Source organism: uncultured Roseobacter sp. (assembly GCF_947491795.1).
Classification (GTDB): Bacteria; Pseudomonadota; Alphaproteobacteria; order Rhodobacterales; family Rhodobacteraceae; genus Roseobacter.
The window spans coordinates 17,029-34,529 of sequence record NZ_CANLKW010000010.1 but is presented as its reverse complement, the minus strand read 5'-3'; the positions used below and the strand labels follow the sequence as shown (position 1 = coordinate 34,529).

17 protein-coding genes are annotated in these 17,501 nt (G+C 60.4%); 7 read left to right on the top strand and 10 right to left on the bottom strand.

The window, feature by feature from the left end:
• Positions 1 to 53: 53 nt before the first annotated feature.
• Both carA and Q1A34_RS20840 read left to right on the top strand, forming a co-directional pair.
• Positions 54 to 1,214 carry a glutamine-hydrolyzing carbamoyl-phosphate synthase small subunit gene (gene carA / locus Q1A34_RS20845; protein WP_300039200.1) on the top strand — a complete coding sequence of 387 codons (1,161 nt, stop codon included), beginning with the start codon at positions 54 to 56 and terminating at the stop codon, positions 1,212 to 1,214.
• A gap of 94 nt (positions 1,215 to 1,308) precedes the next feature.
• Positions 1,309 to 3,192: a glycosyltransferase family 2 protein gene (locus Q1A34_RS20840; RefSeq protein ID WP_300039197.1), complete on the top strand. Its 1,884-nt coding sequence runs from the start codon at positions 1,309 to 1,311 to the stop codon at positions 3,190 to 3,192.
• Positions 3,193 to 3,197: 5 nt separating this feature from the next.
• On the opposite strand, the gene Q1A34_RS20835 is transcribed toward Q1A34_RS20840, so the two are convergent.
• Positions 3,198 to 3,851: a GntR family transcriptional regulator gene (locus Q1A34_RS20835; protein ID WP_300039193.1), complete on the bottom strand. Its 654-nt coding sequence runs from the start codon at positions 3,849 to 3,851 to the stop codon at positions 3,198 to 3,200.
• A gap of 105 nt (positions 3,852 to 3,956) precedes the next feature.
• On the opposite strand from Q1A34_RS20835, the gene Q1A34_RS20830 reads away from it, so the two are divergent.
• From Q1A34_RS20830 to Q1A34_RS20820, 3 genes are all read left to right on the top strand, one after another.
• Positions 3,957 to 4,601, top strand: coding sequence for a pyrimidine 5'-nucleotidase (locus Q1A34_RS20830; protein WP_300039189.1), 645 nt, complete (start codon positions 3,957 to 3,959; stop codon positions 4,599 to 4,601).
• Positions 4,602 to 4,682: 81 nt separating this feature from the next.
• The gene (locus Q1A34_RS20825; protein ID WP_300039186.1) at positions 4,683 to 4,931 is read left to right on the top strand and encodes a hypothetical protein; all 249 of its coding nucleotides are present in this window, start codon (positions 4,683 to 4,685) and stop codon (positions 4,929 to 4,931) included.
• A gap of 57 nt (positions 4,932 to 4,988) precedes the next feature.
• Positions 4,989 to 6,188 (top strand): UbiH/UbiF family hydroxylase, encoded by a 1,200-nt coding sequence (locus Q1A34_RS20820; RefSeq protein ID WP_300039183.1) that lies wholly within the window; start codon positions 4,989 to 4,991, stop codon positions 6,186 to 6,188.
• Here the strand turns inward: Q1A34_RS20820 and Q1A34_RS20815 are convergent.
• From Q1A34_RS20815 to Q1A34_RS20805, 3 genes are all read right to left on the bottom strand, one after another.
• A complete protein-coding gene (locus Q1A34_RS20815; protein WP_300039179.1) occupies positions 6,181 to 7,308 on the bottom strand; it encodes an aminotransferase class V-fold PLP-dependent enzyme in 1,128 nt (375 codons plus the stop codon). The genes Q1A34_RS20820 and Q1A34_RS20815 overlap by 8 nt on opposite strands.
• Positions 7,309 to 7,425: 117 nt before the next feature.
• Positions 7,426 to 7,893: an Lrp/AsnC family transcriptional regulator gene (locus Q1A34_RS20810; protein ID WP_300039176.1), complete on the bottom strand. Its 468-nt coding sequence runs from the start codon at positions 7,891 to 7,893 to the stop codon at positions 7,426 to 7,428.
• Entirely contained in the window at positions 7,890 to 8,345 is a 456-nt protein-coding gene (locus Q1A34_RS20805) for an Lrp/AsnC family transcriptional regulator (protein ID WP_300039173.1), read from the bottom strand. Before Q1A34_RS20805 ends, Q1A34_RS20810 begins: the two co-directional genes overlap by 4 nt.
• A gap of 138 nt (positions 8,346 to 8,483) precedes the next feature.
• On the opposite strand from Q1A34_RS20805, the gene ilvC reads away from it, so the two are divergent.
• Positions 8,484 to 9,506, top strand: coding sequence for a ketol-acid reductoisomerase (ilvC, locus tag Q1A34_RS20800; protein ID WP_300039170.1), 1,023 nt, complete (start codon positions 8,484 to 8,486; stop codon positions 9,504 to 9,506).
• 45 nt (positions 9,507 to 9,551) lie between these two features.
• On the opposite strand, the gene Q1A34_RS20795 is transcribed toward ilvC, so the two are convergent.
• Positions 9,552 to 9,722, bottom strand: a complete 171-nt coding sequence (locus Q1A34_RS20795) for a hypothetical protein (RefSeq protein ID WP_300039167.1) — start codon at positions 9,720 to 9,722, stop codon at positions 9,552 to 9,554.
• 72 nt (positions 9,723 to 9,794) lie between these two features.
• Here Q1A34_RS20795 and Q1A34_RS20790 point away from each other — a divergent pair, with 72 nt between their 5' ends.
• Positions 9,795 to 10,715 carry a DMT family transporter gene (locus Q1A34_RS20790; RefSeq protein ID WP_300039164.1) on the top strand — a complete coding sequence of 307 codons (921 nt, stop codon included), beginning with the start codon at positions 9,795 to 9,797 and terminating at the stop codon, positions 10,713 to 10,715.
• On the opposite strand, the gene glmM is transcribed toward Q1A34_RS20790, so the two are convergent.
• The 5 genes from glmM to Q1A34_RS20765 form a co-directional block, all read right to left on the bottom strand.
• Positions 10,712 to 12,061, bottom strand: a complete 1,350-nt coding sequence (gene glmM / locus Q1A34_RS20785) for a phosphoglucosamine mutase (RefSeq protein WP_300039161.1) — start codon at positions 12,059 to 12,061, stop codon at positions 10,712 to 10,714. The genes Q1A34_RS20790 and glmM overlap by 4 nt on opposite strands.
• On the bottom strand, positions 12,054 to 13,067 hold the full coding sequence (folP, locus tag Q1A34_RS20780) for a dihydropteroate synthase (RefSeq protein WP_300039158.1): 1,014 nt from the start codon (positions 13,065 to 13,067) through the stop codon (positions 12,054 to 12,056). The genes glmM and folP overlap by 8 nt, the downstream gene beginning before the upstream one ends.
• A 3-nt stretch (positions 13,068 to 13,070) precedes the next feature.
• On the bottom strand, positions 13,071 to 13,994 hold the full coding sequence (locus Q1A34_RS20775) for a dihydroneopterin aldolase (protein WP_300039154.1): 924 nt from the start codon (positions 13,992 to 13,994) through the stop codon (positions 13,071 to 13,073).
• Positions 13,995 to 14,087: 93 nt separating this feature from the next.
• A complete protein-coding gene (locus Q1A34_RS20770; protein ID WP_300039152.1) occupies positions 14,088 to 14,729 on the bottom strand; it encodes a cell wall hydrolase in 642 nt (213 codons plus the stop codon).
• 153 nt (positions 14,730 to 14,882) lie between these two features.
• A complete protein-coding gene (locus Q1A34_RS20765; protein WP_300039149.1) occupies positions 14,883 to 17,450 on the bottom strand; it encodes a putative PEP-binding protein in 2,568 nt (855 codons plus the stop codon).
• Positions 17,451 to 17,501 lie beyond the last annotated feature (51 nt).

The following is a 17,501-nucleotide window of genomic DNA, read 5'->3' as shown; positions in this document are numbered from 1 at the left end:
GGGGACTAGTTTCCGCCAGATTTTGCCCCCGATTTCCGCCGAAAGGACCGCCCATGCAGCCCGCCGCGCCCGACCGCCCCACCGCTTGTCTGGCCCTCGCAGACGGGACGCTGTTTTACGGACACGGCTTCGGGGCGACCGGCCAGACCGTGGCGGAACTGTGCTTTAACACCGCAATGACCGGCTATCAGGAGATCATGACGGACCCCTCCTATGCCGGGCAGATCGTGACCTTTACTTTCCCGCATATCGGCAACACGGGCGTGAACCCCGAAGACGATGAGACCGGCGATCCGGTCGCGGCGGGCATGATTGTCAAATGGATGCCGACCGACCCGTCAAACTGGCGCTCCGTTCAGCATCTGGACCAGTGGCTTGCCGCCCGGGGGCGCATTGCGATGGGGGGCGTGGACACGCGCCGGATGACCCGCGCCATCCGCCAGTCCGGCGCGCCGCATGTGGCCCTGGCACATGACCCCCAGGGCAACTTTGATGCAGAGGCACTGGTCGCTGCCGCGCGCGGTTTTTCAGGGCTGGAAGGGCTGGACCTTGCAAAGGAAGTCACCTGTGCCCAGTCCTACCGCTGGAATGAAATGCGGTGGGCCTGGCCCCAGGGTTACAGCCCGCAGGAAAACCCGAAATACCGTGTGGTCGCAATTGATTACGGCGCCAAGCGGAACATCCTGCGCTGTCTTGCCAGTGCGGGTTGCGATGTGACTGTTCTGCCTGCCACAGCAACCTATGACGACGTCATGGCCCATCAGCCGGATGGTGTTTTTCTGTCCAATGGTCCCGGCGATCCGGCGGCAACAGGCAGCTATGCTGTGCCCATGATCCGGCAGGTCCTGGACCAGACGGATCTGCCGGTTTTCGGCATCTGCCTGGGCCATCAGATGCTGGCGCTGGCACTGGGCGCACAGACCATCAAGATGAACCACGGCCATCACGGGGCCAACCATCCCGTCAAGGATCATGATACCGGCAAAGTCGAGATCACGTCGATGAACCACGGCTTTGCCGTTGATGCGCAGACCCTGCCCGAGGGCGTGGTCGAGACGCACACGTCGCTCTTTGACGGCTCCAACTGTGGTATCCGCATCGATGGCCGGCCGGTCTGGTCCGTGCAGCACCATCCGGAGGCCAGCCCCGGCCCGCAGGACAGCTATTACCTCTTTGAGCGCTTTGCCAGCGCGATGGCGGAACGTGCCGCCTGAGGCCTACCCGCAGAGGTAGAAATACCCTTTTTTAACAGATCATTAACCCTGTTCTGACAGGGTCTGCCGGTATTTCCCACAAACGGGCTGGCAGATGAACGACTTCGACCTGCGTCTGGCAAAGCCGAAGGGTCGCCAAAAGAACGGGCGGCATGCACCCATCGGGACACTTCTGGTGGATGACGGCAAGATTGCCAGCAAAGATCTGCAACACGCGCTCTCCCTGCAGGGCCACATCGACGCGCCCCTGGGCGACATCATGGTGGCCGAAGGGCTTGTCAGCAAAGGCGATGTGCTCAGCGCGCTGGCCTTGCAGGCCCATACCGAAGGCGCGGACCTGGAGCTTAACCCCCCCGCGCGTGACATGGCACGCCACCTGCCTGCCACGCTGTGCCTGCGCTATGGGGTCGTGCCCTGGCGTGTCGACGGGCGGCGCATCTATATCGCAACCAGCAGTCCTGCTGCCTTTTCACAGCTTCGCCAGGCCATTGGGATCAGGGGTAAAAACCTCTTTCCTGTGATCGTTGATGAGGTTCAGATCCAGGCCCATATCAGCCGCCTCTACGGCACAGAACTGGCCGAAAACGCCACACGGCGCGTGCCTGCGGGCGAAAGCTGCCGGGACTGGGCGGCGGGCACGCGCGGCAGGCTGACCATTGCCGGGCTGATCTGCGTGCTGTTGCTCCTGGGGCTGATCCTGTCGCCGGTCTGGACCTTTACGGCGGGTGTTCTCTGGGCCGTTCTGACGCTCATCATGATCACCGTGCTTAAGGCCGCCGCTTTTGCCAGCCATCTGCTGGCCGGCCCCGCCACCAGGATCAGACCGCTGCCCGTAACCGCGGCACCCTTTCGGATGCCCCGCGTGTCTGTGCTGGTGCCTCTGCTCAGGGAAAGGGAAATAGCCGCCCAGCTTATCGCGCGGCTGAGCAGACTGACCTATCCGAAATCCCTGCTGAACGTTGTTCTGGTACTGGAGGAAGGCGACAGCCTGACCCGTGAAACGCTCAGCCGGACAGAGCTGCCGGACTGGATGAGTGTGATCGAAGTGCCGGGTGCGGGGGACCTTACCACCAAACCCCGCGCGCTCAACTATGCTCTGGATTTCTGCCGCGGCAGCATCATCGGCGTATGGGATGCCGAGGACTGGCCCGAAGCAGATCAGATCGAGCGGGTCGCCACGCGGTTTTCCCAGGCACCGGACAGCGTGGTCTGCCTGCAGGGCATACTGGATTACTACAATTCCCGCACCAACTGGCTGTCGCGCTGTTTCACCATCGAATACGCCACCTGGTGGCGGATCGTCCTGCCAGGCATTGCCCGGATGGGGCTTGTGGTCCCGCTGGGGGGCACCACCCTCTTTTTCCGCCGGGATGCGCTGGAAAAGCTGTGTGGCTGGGACGCGCATAACGTCACCGAAGACGCCGATCTGGGCGTTCGCCTTGCACGACACGGCTATCAGACAGAGCTTCTGCCCACCGTGACCCACGAAGAGGCGACCAGCCGCCCCTGGCCCTGGGTGCGCCAGAGATCCCGCTGGCTCAAGGGGTTTATGGTTACATACTTTGTGCACATGCGCCGCCCCGCACAACTGATCCGGGATCTTGGCATCAAGCGGTTTCTGGGGCTTCAGACGATCTTTCTGGCCGCATTCTCCCAGTTTGCCCTGGCCCCCCTGCTCTGGACATTCTGGATCACGCTGCTCGGTCTGACGCACCCGATTTCCGGCACCCTGGGCAGTCAGGCCGTCTGGGCCATGGCGGGCCTCTTCGTTTTCTCGGAACTGCTGACGATTGCCATGGGTATTGTCGCGGTCTCGGGCCGGGGCCACCGGCACCTGATCCCTTTTGTTCCCACTATGATGTTTTACTACACGCTCGGCACACTCGCAGCTTTCAAGGCTCTGTGGGAAATGGTGCGCTCACCATTTTACTGGGACAAGACACAGCATGGGGTGTCGCATCAGACCGACCCGAACTGATCGGGTCAGCTTTCGTCGCGGCGCAGAATGGCATCCTGTTTCAGACGCGTCATGAACGCGACCGAGATATGCTCGCGCAGGGCCTCATCCGCCGCATCCGCGTCCCGCGCCTCGACCGCGCGTACAATGGCGTCGTGCTCCTCCTGAGCGATCGCGCCCCTGCCCTGAGCCGCCAGCGAGGTTGTCGCCATCAGCGCCATGGTGCGGTGCACCAGGTCAAGCTGTTGCACAAGATAGCGGTTGTGCGAGGCAAGGTGGATCTGCTTGTGAAACCGCCTGTTGGCCCGGGCCAGGGCGGCGGGGTCTTCTGTCAGGGCGTTGTCTTCTTCGACCATGTCCCGCAGAATCCGCACTTCTTCGGCAGTTGCGTGCTGAGCCGCCAGGCGCGCGGCCAGCCCTTCCAGTTCGCGGCGCACCACATACAGCTCGGCCATCTGGTTATGATCCAGTGATGCCACGATCAGGCTGCGGCCATCCCGCGCCAGCAAAGACTGCGTCTCCAGCCGCTGCAGCGCTTCGCGGATGGGCGTGCGCGACACGCCGAAACGCTCCGCCAGTTCGCTTTCCACCAGACGGTCGCCAGGGCGGTAGACCCCAAGGTCAATCGCCTCCAGGATCATAGAATAGGCATCGGTCTGTTGTTGTTTCTGCAATGCCATAAGTATCTCTGTCCAAAGCTGTTTCAGCCACCTTAACGATCAGCAGCCCGGTGGCGCAACCCTCGCGGGGCTTGCACATTACGACCGCACCTGTATCGAGGGATCATGCCAAAGAAAGCCTTTTCTCATGTCGACACCTGGGTGTTCGACCTTGATCACACCCTCTACCCGCCCGCCGCGCGTCTTTTCGACCTGATTGAAGTACGCATGACCCGCTGGGTGATGGACACGCTTTCCGTAGATCACGCAGAAGCTGATCGTCTGCGCAAACACTACTGGGCAACCCATGGCACGACACTGGCCGGGCTGATGCGCGAACACGATGTTGACCCGGACCCGTATCTGCAGGACGTGCACGATATCCCCATGGACAGTCTGACGCCTGATCCGGACCTGGCCGCCCGTCTGCGCGCGCTGCCAGGCCGCCGGATCGTCTATACCAATGGCTGTGAGCCCTATGCCCGCAGGGTTCTGGAAGCACGCGGGCTGAGCGGCATCTTTGATGCGGTCTACGGGGTAGAGCACGCCGGGTACTTGCCGAAACCAGAGATCGAGGCCTTTGAAACCGTTTTTGGCAAGGACGGCCTCGACCCTGCGCAGGCCGCGATGTTCGAGGATGATTCACGCAATCTTAAAGCCCCCCATGCCATGGGCATGCGCACGGTACATGTGGCGGATGAATGCGGACCGGGAGATCACATTCATTTTCATACAGATGATCTTGCGGAGTTTCTGTCCAGGCTCACCTGACCGCACAGATGCGACAATGCGGCACCTGTTCCGGGTCCGCGCACGCCCCATCTGTAGCATAACGCTGATCAGGAGAGTGAAATGGCAACTGCTGAAAACCCACCTGCCCTGCCGCTTTGGCAAAGACTGTTCTATGCGATCCCGGTGATTGGCTGGGTGGCGCGGGATGTCAGTGAGGGTGATGAGAGCAATATCTGGTTTGCGCTGATCCTCTTTGTCAGCCTCTGGATGTGCTCCGCGCTGATTTTCGGATTGCCGGGCCTCTACCTGCCTGCGGTGGCGATGGTGCCTGTTATTTTTATCCTGCTGCTGATGATTACCTGGGGCTGAGCCTTCTGGTCATTGCCTGCCACGGCAGATACCCTTCCCGAAAAATGCCGGGACCTTATGACAGATACAACCTGTGACATTCTGATATCCGGCGGCGGTATCGCCGGCATGACCGCCGCAGCTGCCTTTGGTACGGCGGGCTTCCGGGTTTTGTGCGTAGACCCCGCACCACCTGTGATCCGCCGGGACGATGACGGTGCCGATATGCGCTCCACGGCAATGCTGCAACCCGCACGGCGTGTCCTTGAAGCGGCCGGTTTGTGGGAGCATCTGGCCCCACACGCAGCCCCGCTCGAGATCATGCGTATCGTCGATGCAGGCGGAGAGACACCAGAGCCGCGGCTGACAAAGGATTTCAAAGCAGCCGACATTTCCGAGCAACCCTTTGGCTGGAATTTTCCCAACTGGCTGCTTCGGCGCGAGCTGTCTGAACGTCTGAACGCGCTGGAAACTGTAGATTTCCGACCAGGCACAGGAACACACTCCCTTTTCACCCGATCGCGCGAAGCGCGGGTGCGTCTGAGCGATGGATCAGCTGTGCGCGCGCGCCTGGTGATCGCCGCAGACGGTCGGAATTCGCCTGTGCGCGAGGCCGCTGGCATTGGCGTGCAGACAAGCCGCTACGGACAAAAGGCGCTGGCTTTTGCTGTGACGCACCCGGTGGCACACAACAACGTCTCGACGGAAATTCACCGCACAGGCGGCCCCTTTACCCTCGTGCCCTTGCCGGATTTCCAAGGCCGTCCGTCTTCAGCAATCGTGTGGATGGATGACGGGCCGCTGGCACTTGAGCGATATCAGATGCCGGTCGCGGCGTTTGAAGCTGCTATGACGGAACGCAGCTGCGGCCTCTTTGGTCCGCTGACGCTGGCCTCTCACCGGACGATATGGCCGATCATCAGCCAGAAATCGGACCGCCTGAGTGCGGAACGTGTGGCCCTGATCGCCGAGGCCGCCCATGTTGTTCCGCCAATCGGCGCGCAGGGTCTGAATATGAGCCTTGCGGACACGGCCTGCCTGCTGGAGCTGGCACAGGCACATCCTGAAACCATGGGCGACAGACAGATGCTGGATGCTTACCACACCGCGCGGTTCCGCGACATCTCTCTGCGGGTGCAGGGGATTGATCTTCTGAACCGCGCCAGCCAAGTCAGCACGCCCGCCCTGCGGGACGCACGCGCCGCCGGTCTGCAGGCGCTCTATGCTGTGGCACCGGTACGCAAAACACTGATGCAGATGGGTCTGGGCGTCAGATAACCTGATCCAGCACGCGTTTCAGACGCTGCAGCGTTCCTGGCACATCATAGAGCTTGTCCAGCCCGAACAGCCCGAGGCGAAACGTTCTGAAATCCGCAGGCTCATCGCACTGCAGCGGCACACCTGCAGCAATCTGCATGCCCTGAGCCATAAACTTGCTGCCGTTCTGGATATCCGGATCAGCCGTGTAGCTGACGACGACCCCGGGCGCGCCACAGCCTTCGGCGGCCACAGAAACCACGCCTTTTTCGGCCAGCATCGCCCGCACGGCATTCCCCAGCTCCCACTGCGCTGCACACAGCCGGTCAAAACCGTATTCCCGCGTTTCAAGCATGGTGTCCCGAAACGCGCGCAGCGCATCTGTGGGCATCGTCGCATGGTAGGCATGGCCACCATTCTCATAGGCCTGCATAATGCTGTGCCATTTACCCAGATCGATTGCAAAGCTGTCCGACTGTGTCTCTGCCAGCCGCGCAACAGCACGGTCAGACATCATCACCAGACCTGCCGAAGGCGATGCAGACCAGCCCTTTTGCGGTGCGGAAATCAGAACATCCACCCCAAGCTTGCGCATGTCAATCCAGGCACAGCCCGAAGCGATGCAGTCCAGCACCATCAGCGCGCCCGCGTCATGCGCGGCCTCTGCCATCGCGGCTATGTAGTCGTCAGGCAGAATAACACCTGCGCTGGTTTCGACATGGGGTGCAAAAACAACATCCGGTTTCTGTTCTGCAATAGTGGCTGTCACCTCGTCGATCGGGGCCGGCGCAAAGGGAGAGGGGCTTGCGTTTCCTGTCTGCCGCGCTTTGAGCACGGTGGTATTAGCTGTCAGCCCACCCGTCTCGAAAATCTGGCTCCACCGGTAGGAAAACCAGCCGTTGCGCACGACCAGCACCTCTGCACCGCGCGCGAACTGGCGGGCAACAGCCTCCATGCCATAGGTTCCGCCGCCAGGAATGATAGCGACAGCATCGGCGGAATAGACGTCCTTGAGCATGCCTGAGATGTCATTCATCACCTGCTGGAACGCAGCACTCATTGAGTTCAGCGAACGATCCGTGAAAACAACAGAGAATTCCTCCAGCCCTTCCGGATCAACGTTTTCAAGCAGTGCAGCCATAGTTTCTTCTCCCTCTTTCCGGCACAGAGGTATCCCGTCGGGTTGGTCTTGGCAAAGTCTACTTATGTATACATCGGCTGCCGTGGCGGCGCTCGTGTCTCCTGTCGGAAACTCTTGTCACCCATCCTGCGCAATCGGGCCCGGTCTGCGTTCTTCAGTGAGCAGAACGTTGGCTTCCACGTCTCCGACGCCGGGCAGTGTCATGATGCGGCGGCGCAAAACGCGTTCGAAGTCTGACAGATCGCGCGCAACGACACGCAGCCGGTAATCATACAGGCCCAGAACGTGTTCGACCCGCTGCACTTCCGGAATTGCACTGACGGCGCGTTCAAAGTCCTCAAGGCTGACACGGCCCTTTGTGGCCAGCTTCACACCAAGAAAGACAGTCACACCAAAGCCCAGCTTTTCCGCGTTGAGCCGCAATTGCCTGCCCCGCAGAATGCCCGCCTGCTCCAGCTTGCGAATACGGCGCCATGTAGCCGGTTGCGACAGTCCGAACCTCCGCCCCAATGCTCCCGCGCTTTGGGTTGCGTCTTTTGCCAGTGCCAGCAAGAGAGCCCGGTCTGTTGCATCCAGATCTGTCACAGCGGCAGTGCCTCCTCCGCTTTGATCCGCGCGACCTGCATCAGTGCTTCGATATCCGCGATATGCGGCAGCGTGAGGACACGGCGCCGGTAGATATCCTGATAGTGCGCCATGTCCCGCGCGATGATGTTCAGGCGCACGTCGACACGCCCGAGGAACGTCTGGATTTCCGTGACTTCCTGAACGTCCCGAGCGGCCTCGATGAAATCGTCGAAAGCGCGGGGTACTGTTTTGTCCAGCGTGATGCGCAGCGACACTTCGACGGTGTACCCCATCGCCGCCCAGTCGATTACTGACGCAACACCTTCGACAATGCCCTCTTCCTGCATGCGTGTGATCCGCCTGGCGGCTTTGCCGGGCGTGATACCACACAGACCCGCCAGTTCAGCGGGGCTCAGCGCAGGTTCGGCCTGCCAATGGCGCAGAATGCGCCTGTCGAGGTCATCAAGCATGATTTTTACATTTTTCCATTAAAATGCGAATGAGAATATCGATTTGTACTGAATTTCATGCACGCACAACAGTATTTTCTGACTTCACTGGCTCTTATGGTGCCCGGGAAGATAAACCACGGATAAAGGAGCGCCGATATGCGCGTTTATTATGATCGCGACTGCGATGTGAACCTGATCAAAGATATGAAAGTGGCCATTCTGGGCTATGGCTCCCAGGGCCACGCGCATGCGCTGAACCTGCGCGATTCTGGCGCCAAGAACCTGGCCGTCGCCCTGCGTGAAGGCTCGGCCTCCGCCGCCAAAGCCGAAGCTGAGGGCCTGACGGTGATGGGTATCGCCGAGGCCGCGGCCTGGGCTGATCTGATCATGTTCACCATGCCCGATGAACTGCAGGCCGAAACCTACAAAAAATACGTGCATGACAATATCCGCGACGGTGCTGCAATCGCTTTCGCACACGGCCTGAACGTCCATTTTGGCCTGATCGAGCCGAAAGAGGGTATCGATGTGGTGATGATGGCCCCCAAAGGCCCCGGCCACACCGTACGCGGTGAGTACACCAAAGGCGGTGGCGTGCCCTGCCTGGTGGCGGTTGACAAAGACGCCTCTGGCCGCGCGCTCGAAATCGGCCTCAGCTATTGCTCCGCCATCGGTGGCGGCCGCTCCGGCATCATCGAAACCAACTTCCGCGAAGAATGCGAAACCGACCTCTTCGGGGAACAGGCCGTGCTCTGCGGTGGCCTCGTCGAGCTGATCCGCATGGGCTTCGAGACACTGGTCGAGGCTGGTTATGCGCCCGAGATGGCTTATTTCGAATGCCTGCATGAAGTGAAGCTGATCGTCGACCTGATCTATGAAGGCGGTATCGCCAACATGAACTATTCGATCTCCAATACTGCTGAGTATGGTGAGTATGTCTCCGGTCCGCGTGTTCTGCCCTATGACGAGACAAAGGCGCGGATGAAAGCGATCCTCACGGACATTCAGACCGGTAAATTCGTGCGCGACTTTATGCAGGAAAACGCCGTGGGTCAGCCGTTCTTTAAAGGGACCCGCCGTATCAACGACGAGCACCAGATCGAAGCCACCGGCGAAACGCTGCGCGGCATGATGCCGTGGATATCTGCCGGTAAAATGGTCGACAAAGCCAAGAACTGATTTCTGCCCGGCCCGGCTGCAACGCCGGGCCGGTTTAACGCATCCTCAGACGTCGACCGGTGTGCCGTCTGAGGCTTTGTCTGTGGCAAGTGTCGATTTCGGATTGTCGTCATCTGCAAGCCGTTTTTCAACTTTTGCCTTGCTTACCAAAGCAAAGACAATCACAGCCAGCATCGTGACAAGTGCCAGAATGACGATCAGAAATGTAAAGTCCATTGGTCTGTCTCCTCTGTTTGCTGGTGATCAACCCGCCACTGGTGCAAGAAGTTCCCTATCAGGGTTTTTCCTGTGACGGCATCGCCGCGCATCACCGCACGCAGCTGGATCATGGTTGCGATACTGGGGTTTACCTGGGGCGGTACCTTTCTGGTCACGGAAATCGCACTCGAAGGCATGACACCTTTCTGGCTGGCCGCAGGGCGCATTGCCTTTGCCGCGATCCTGATGACCGCCGTCTGGGGTCTGCGGGGCTTTCATCTCTTTGAGACCCTGCCAGAGCGCAGCGCAGTGACCGCGACCGTTGCAATTGGCGCACTGAGTTCCGCCATACCCTTTATGCTGCTGGCCTGGGGGCAACAGTTTGTCACCTCTGGCTTTGCAGGCGTTTCCATGGCATCTGTTGCGTTGATCGTTCTGCCACTTGCGCATTTTCTGGTGCCCGGCGAACGGATAACACCACGCAAAAGTATCGGATTTGTCATCGGGTTTATTGGCGTATGTGTCCTGATCGGCGGTCAGGCGCTGGAGACAACAGGTGCTGCTATGGAGCCATTTGGCCGCGCGGCCTGCGTCGGCGCCGCCAGTTGCTATGCGCTCTCGAGCATTCTGATGCGCCGGCTGCCACCTGTTGATACCATCGGGCTGTCGACCGTCCTGTTGCTGATCGCCGCTGTTATCACCCTGCCGATGGCGGTGATCAACGAAGGGCTGCCGCCGGTTCCGGATCAGAAAACCCTGATCGTAATAGCACTGCTCGGGCTTGTTCCCACGGCCGCGGCAAACCTGCTGCGTGTCTCTGTTGTCCGCACGGCCGGTCCCGTTTTCATGTCGATCACGAACTATCAGGTGCCTGTCTGGTCGGTTGTGCTGGGCGCACTGCTGCTGGGAGAGCCGCTTCCCGCTTCGCTGCTTTTGGCGATGGCGCTGATCCTCAGTGGCGTCGGGCTCAGCCAGTATGGCGCCTTTCGCAGGCTTTTCAAAAGCCGCTAGGGTACGCTCACGGCATCTGCGACCGCTTCCACAACCATATCAACCGCGCGGGTCATGACATCTGCATTCTCGTGTTCCGCCATAACGCGGACCAGCGGTTCGGTGCCTGATTTGCGGATCAGCAAACGCCCCAGACCGGCGAGATCCTTTTCCGCCTGACCGATTGCGGCCTGCACCGATGCATCCTCCAGCGGTGTCTGACCCGCAGCAAAACGGACGTTTTTCAGCAACTGCGGCACCGGATCGAAATTGTTCAGAAGCATACTGGCCGGTTTGCCCGAAGACACCATTTCCGCCAGAAACTGCAAAGCGGCCATCAGACCGTCTCCGGTTGTGGCATAGTCCGTCATAACGATATGCCCGGATTGCTCCCCCCCGAGGTTGAAGCCACCCGCGCGCATCCGTTCGACCACATAGCGATCCCCGACGCCCGTGCGCTCCAGCCGGAGGCCCTTGCCCTGCAGAAAGTTCTCGAGGCCGAGGTTGGACATGACAGTGGCAACCAGCGCATCATTGGCCAGGCGGCCCTCGGATGCCCACCGCGACGCCATCAGCGCCATGAACTGATCGCCGTCGCCGATTTTGCCTGTCTCGTCGAGGAGGATCACACGGTCCGCATCCCCATCCAGACAGATGCCGACATCCGCCCCATGGGCCACCACTGTTTCTGCCGCCATCTGCGGATGTGTCGAGCCGCAGCCATCGTTGATGTTGTTTCCGTTCGGGCCAACGCCAACCGGAATGACGGTGGCACCCAGTTCCCAGAGCGCTTCGGGGGCGACTTTGTAGGCCGCGCCATTTGCGCAATCGACCACCACCTTCAGGCCATCCAGCCGCATCTGTCGTGGAAAGGACGTTTTGACCCGCTCGATATAACGGAACCGGCCATCATCAATACGCTTGGCGCGCCCGATACCGTCGGCGGGGGCCGCGCTCACGCCTTCGGCGATGAGCGCTTCAATTTCCGCCTCGACCTTGTCAGACAGCTTAAAGCCGTCCGGGCCAAAAAACTTGATGCCATTGTCATGGGCCGGGTTGTGACTGGCCGAAATCATCACCCCCAGATCGGCACGCATTGACCGGGTCAAAAGACCGACCGCAGGCGTTGGAACCGGACCCAGAAGCAGAACGTTCATGCCCGTGGATGTCAGCCCTGCGGTCAGCGCATTTTCAAACATATACCCGGACAGACGGGTGTCTTTTCCAATGACAACCCGATGTACCGAGGAGGTTTCCCGGCTGAAGTAACGCCCCACAGCAGCGCCGATGCGCAGGGCCATCTCGGCCGTCATAGGGTGAACATTGGCCGTGCCACGCACGCCGTCGGTACCAAAAAGCTTATCCATGGGCACGTCCTGCCACGGTTGCCCGCCAGAGCGCAATGGCCTGGGCCGTCTCGGGCACGTCATGAACGCGCACAATTTGTGTCCCATGTTTCAATGCCGCGAGCGCCACGGCAATCGATCCGGGCATACGCTGCTTCGCTTGAGCCGCGCCGCCGATCGTACCAATAAAGCGTTTGCGCGACGCCCCAAGCAAAACCGGAACACCCAGCGCATGGAAAACTGACAACCGCGACAGCAATGCCAGATTATGTGCCTGTGTTTTGCCGAACCCGATGCCCGGATCAGCGATGATCTGTTCGGATGATATCCCCAGTGCGTTCAGGTGACTGATCTGTCCCTGCAGAAAATCGAACACATCCAGCACGACATCATCATAGTGCGGATTTTCCTGCATGGTGGCCGGATCACCCTGCGCATGCATCACGCAGACGGGCGTTCCGTTCCGCGCGCACAGTGGCGCAAGATCCGCATCAAAAGTGAAACCGGACACGTCGTTGACAAGAGCAGCGCCCGCGCCAAGTGCGGCAGCGGCCACCGGCGCTTTGCGGGTGTCGACGGAAAGCGGTTGCGCGATACCGGCCGCTTTCAGCGCACTGATGACCGGCACGACCCTCGCAATTTCCTCATCCGGCGGCACAAATGCAGCACCCGGCCTCGTGGATTCGCCACCGATATCGAGGATGTCCGCTGCCTGCATCGCCCGGCCAGCCGCCGTCGCGGCAGAGGCGGACCCGAGCCGCCCGCCATCAGAGAAACTGTCCGGCGTAATATTCAGAATGCCCATGATGCACGGACGGCTGAGGTCCAGGCCCGCAACCGATGCCCGTGGCCGTGTCAGCCGGTCCAGATCCCCGCGTGGGATATCACCTGCGGGGATGATTTCCGGGCTGCGTCCGCGTTCCAGAACTTCAGCATGGGTGAACCAGCACCAACCTCCGGCCAGCAGCTCAGATGTCTCCGGACGGGCCGGATCGGTTTGCGCAATCGGGCGGTAGACGACCCCCACAGGTCAGACGTGGGTCGCAGAAACTGCGAGGTGCCGCAGAGGTACCGATGTCTCCGCCGGCAGCTCTGCACCGATCACCAGCAATTCCCGCGCGTCAAAAGTGGCCGCAAACCAGGCGGCGAGAGCAACTGCATCGCGCGGTTGTGCCGAAGGTCCGTCGACGGCATCCAGAACAATCTTGGACGGTGCCCAGACGCAGGATTGTCCGTTGCGCATTGCCCAGTCCAGTTCAGTCCGCGTTGAAACAACAACGCAGCGGTCATCGCGAGACGCCAGCACCCAGGCATTCTGTTCAATCGCGAGCAGATCAATGCGCCGTTGCGCCATACGGTGCCCGGTTTGCGGAGCGGGAGTATCAGAGGCTCCGACACAAAAGATCAGCGGGCGGCCCATACCCTCTAACTGGTCTATCCAGCCTTTCAGCAACGGCGATGCAATCGCCGCATTGCTCAGGTATATCAGTTCGGGATCAGGTGTTTCGACAGCAGCCGCTCTGTCGCCTTCGACCTGGCCCCTCGACCGGACGATTTCCACGCCCAGTGCGCCCGACCCGCGGTCGAGCTTTTCAATACGGACAAATGCGCGCTCTGCCTGCGGTTCCAGCAGAATACGCTCGGCCACGCGTTCGGCCAGCGTTTCCAGCAGATTGAGCCGCTCGTCAGCCAGTTCTGTGGCAATAGCCTCAGTCACTTTGTCATAGCTCAGGATACGGTCGACATCGTCGTCGATCGGTCCGGTCAGGGGGCGCACTTCGACAACAACATTGAAACAAATGCGCTGCGTCACGCCCCGTTCGGCCTGAAAGGCGCCGATTTCCACATCCACGATATGGTCACGCAGAGATATCCTGTCCAGCGGACCATCCGGCGCTGTGGCCTCTGAACGCTCGGCAGGATGCGCAAAGGCCAGTCGTATCTCAGAACTCATTTCAGCGGCCTTTCAATGCGCAATGCGTGGCCTGTAATAGACCACGCATTGTGTTTATCAGGCCCGGAACCGTCGCGCCATGGCAGGAAAGCGTCAGTTGCTGGCAGTGCGCCATGTGTGGCGATAAAAGATATGATCACCAATCGCAGCTGTTTTGGTGTAGACCCGCGCCCAGCGTGGGCTCACAGCTGTTGTGTGATAATGGGTCGCGCCCTCGGTCAGTTTCGGGACAACACCGTCCAGCGCCAGCCGCGCCACTTTTGACACGCGCTCAAAGGCGCGGGGCTCGCGGATCACTTCTTCGTAGCCATCACAGGTATAGGTAAACTGGCACTGATACTTCTTGCCTGTTCCCTGATTGATCACGCCGCAGGCCGAAGACGGGAACCGCTCCGATTTGACGCGGTTCAGAATAACCTCGGCAACAGCGAATTGTCCTTTGACTGTCTCGCCGCGCGCCTCGAAATAGAGCGCCTCCGCCAGACAGGCCAGTTCATCACCGCCCACCGCTTCAGGCTGGGCATCCACCCAGCGCTTTGAAAACTCAACGTTGACCTTCGTCTCGGTCTGCAGGCGCGTGTCCAGCATCCGAGCTCTCGTTACCTGCTCAAGCGAAGCAGGTGCAGTTGCAGTGTTGCTTTTCACGCCCGGGCTCGAAATGCCGGGATTTGCCGCAAAAAGACCAAGGTTCAGTCCAAATAAAAACGTTAAAGCTGTTTTGCAGATTGTACGCATAACTGCGTTCCCCCACCTTAAAAGTCTGAAGGGGCTCTAACTTGATAAAAGGTTGACGTAAAGTTTACGGCGGGAAACTTGGTTAACGGGGGTTAATATTCCCGGTTTTCAACCCCAAGTGTACACAACATGTTGTGGCGACTGCCGATTTTTTTACAATATATTGTCAGAAATGGCCAATTGTGCGGCAGCTAGTCGCGCCACCGGCACCCTGAAGGGGGAACAGGACACATAATCGAACCCGGCGGCCCGGCAAAAGGCGATTGATTCGGGGTTACCACCATGCTCGCCACAGATAGAGAGCGTGATATCAGGCTGGACAGACCGTCCGCGCTCAGCACCGATCTTGAGCAGTTCTCCGACGCCCTCCACATCCAGCACATGGAACGGATCCTCTGCAAACACACCCTGCTGCACGTAATCAGACATAAACCGCCCGGCATCATCCCGCGACAGGCCATAGGCCATCTGCGTGAGGTCGTTTGTGCCAAAGCTGAGAAAAGCACAGTAGGGCGCAATATCTGCTGACCGCAGTGCTGCTCTTGGTGTCTCGACCATCACACCCAGACGGTAGTCAAACTCCCGGTCCCGTTCCGCGCGCACAGCTGCTGCCACCGCGTCGATTGCGACCTTGACCAGCTCAACTTCGCGTTTCGCAGAGACCAGCGGGATCATGATTTCCGGAACCACAGGTGCGCCCTCCACGCTGGCATCCAGCGTGGCTTCGAAAATTGCCCGCGCCTGCATCTCGTAGATTTCCGGCACCGTTACCCCCAGACGCACGCCGCGCAGGCCCAGCATCGGATTGTATTCGGACATCGCGCTGATCCTGCGGGTCACGTCAGACAGCGGCAGGTCGAGCGCTTCGGCCAGTTCTCGCTGGCCAGCGCGATCTGTCGGCAGAAATTCATGCAGCGGCGGATCAAACAGGCGGATACAGACCGGTTTGCCCTGCATGATCCGGAAGAGCTGGGTGAAGTCATCGCGCTGCATGGGCAACAAACGTTCCAGAACGGCGCGACGGTCTTCGGATGTTTCTGCAAAGATCATCTCGCGCATGACGGTCAGCCGGCCGGTCTCAAAGAACATGTGCTCTGTCCGGCACAGCCCGATCCCCTGCGCCCGGAAATTCCTGGCTGTTTGCGCGTCCGCGGGGGTGTCGGCGTTAGCGCGGATATCAATGTCGCGCAGCTCATCCGCCCACTCCATCAGGCGTTGAAAGCTTTCATCAAGCGCGGCCTCGCGCATTTCAGGCGCACCGGCAAGCACCTGACCGCTCGAGCCATCAACTGTTATAACCTCACCTTCTGAGAAAACCCGCCCGTCTTCCGCAATCAGCTGTTTCTTGCTGCGGTTAAAGCGCATGCTTGATGCGCCCACGACACAAGGCAGCCCGATACCGCGCCCGATAACCGCCGCATGGCTGGTGATCCCGCCGCGTTCGGTCAGAACAGCCGCAGCTGCATGCATGCCGCGGATATCCTCGGGCGATGTTTCACGGCGCACCAGAATACAGGGCTCGCCCCGCGCGGCACTGGCCTGCGCCTCCGTCGCGGTGAAAACAATCTGGCCGGTCGCGGCACCCGGGCTGGCCGCAATGCCGCGCCCCATAACGTCACGCCGGGCATTGGGGCTGACCTGGCGGTGCAGCAGTTCTGTCAGTGTGCGCGGCTGCACCCGCATCAGGGCCTCGGCACGTGGAATGATGCCATCTTCGGACAATTGCACCGCGATCCGAACGGCGGCCTGGCTGGATCGGGATACCCGCACACCGTCAAGAATGTGCAGCGCGCCGTTTTCCAGCACAAACTCAACCTGCATTTCCTCACGCAGCTTTTTGCGCATCAGGGCTGCATGATCTTTCAGCGTGCTGAAGACCTCGGGCGCCAGTTCTTCCAGCGACGGCCCGCGTGGATCACGGCTCAGGTATACCGCAGCCGCATCACCCCCCAGCGCGTCGCGCCCCTGGCTCTGGCTCAGATAGCGGCCTGTGATCTGCGGCAGTCCGGTTTCACTGTTGACCAGTTGCAAAACGCCCGAACCACATTCGCCGGTACCAAGGCCAAGCGCCATTTCCTGGACGACCAGACCCAGCCCGGCATCCGCAGGCGCGCCTTTGGCCTGCCGCAGCAGGCGTGCTGTTGTACCGTCCCAGGCCCGCGCCATAGACTTGAGAACGGCGGTCAGCTGTTCGGCAGGATCCGCGGGGAAAGGCTCCTCGTACTCGGCCTCGTAGGCATAGAGTGCCTCCTGCAGTCCGGCGGCACCATCCTGGCGCACATCGTCAAACATATCCGGATCAAGACGCGCGACATCGACGGCGTAGGACTGTACAAAGCGTGTGAAAATCGCAGCCGCTGCCTCATCGCCCAGCCGCGCGGCCAGGTCCGCCTGGCGGTCAGCGTTCATACCAATGTTCAGGGCAGCACCCGGCCCGCCCCAGTCCGGGTCCTCGGACGATGGCCTGACGCAAAGCAGCGCCCCGTCGGGAAACTGGGAAACGATCGCCGGGATATCGGGCATCTCACCCCGCGCAATCCGCTGCACCGCATCAAAAGACAGCGCCACAGTACGCGGCACCGGCAGATCAAGACGCACCAGACGCTGCAGGCATTTTGCCCGACCCCCATGGGTGTCGGTCGCAATGGGCGCCCTGGGCGTTACGAGTGTGGTATGCGGGTTATTCTGCACTGCGGCACCTTTATCTCTAGGGTGCAGCATAGGGTGTAAACCTTACGTGACAAGTGGCTCTGCACGCCCGAAGCCGCGCAG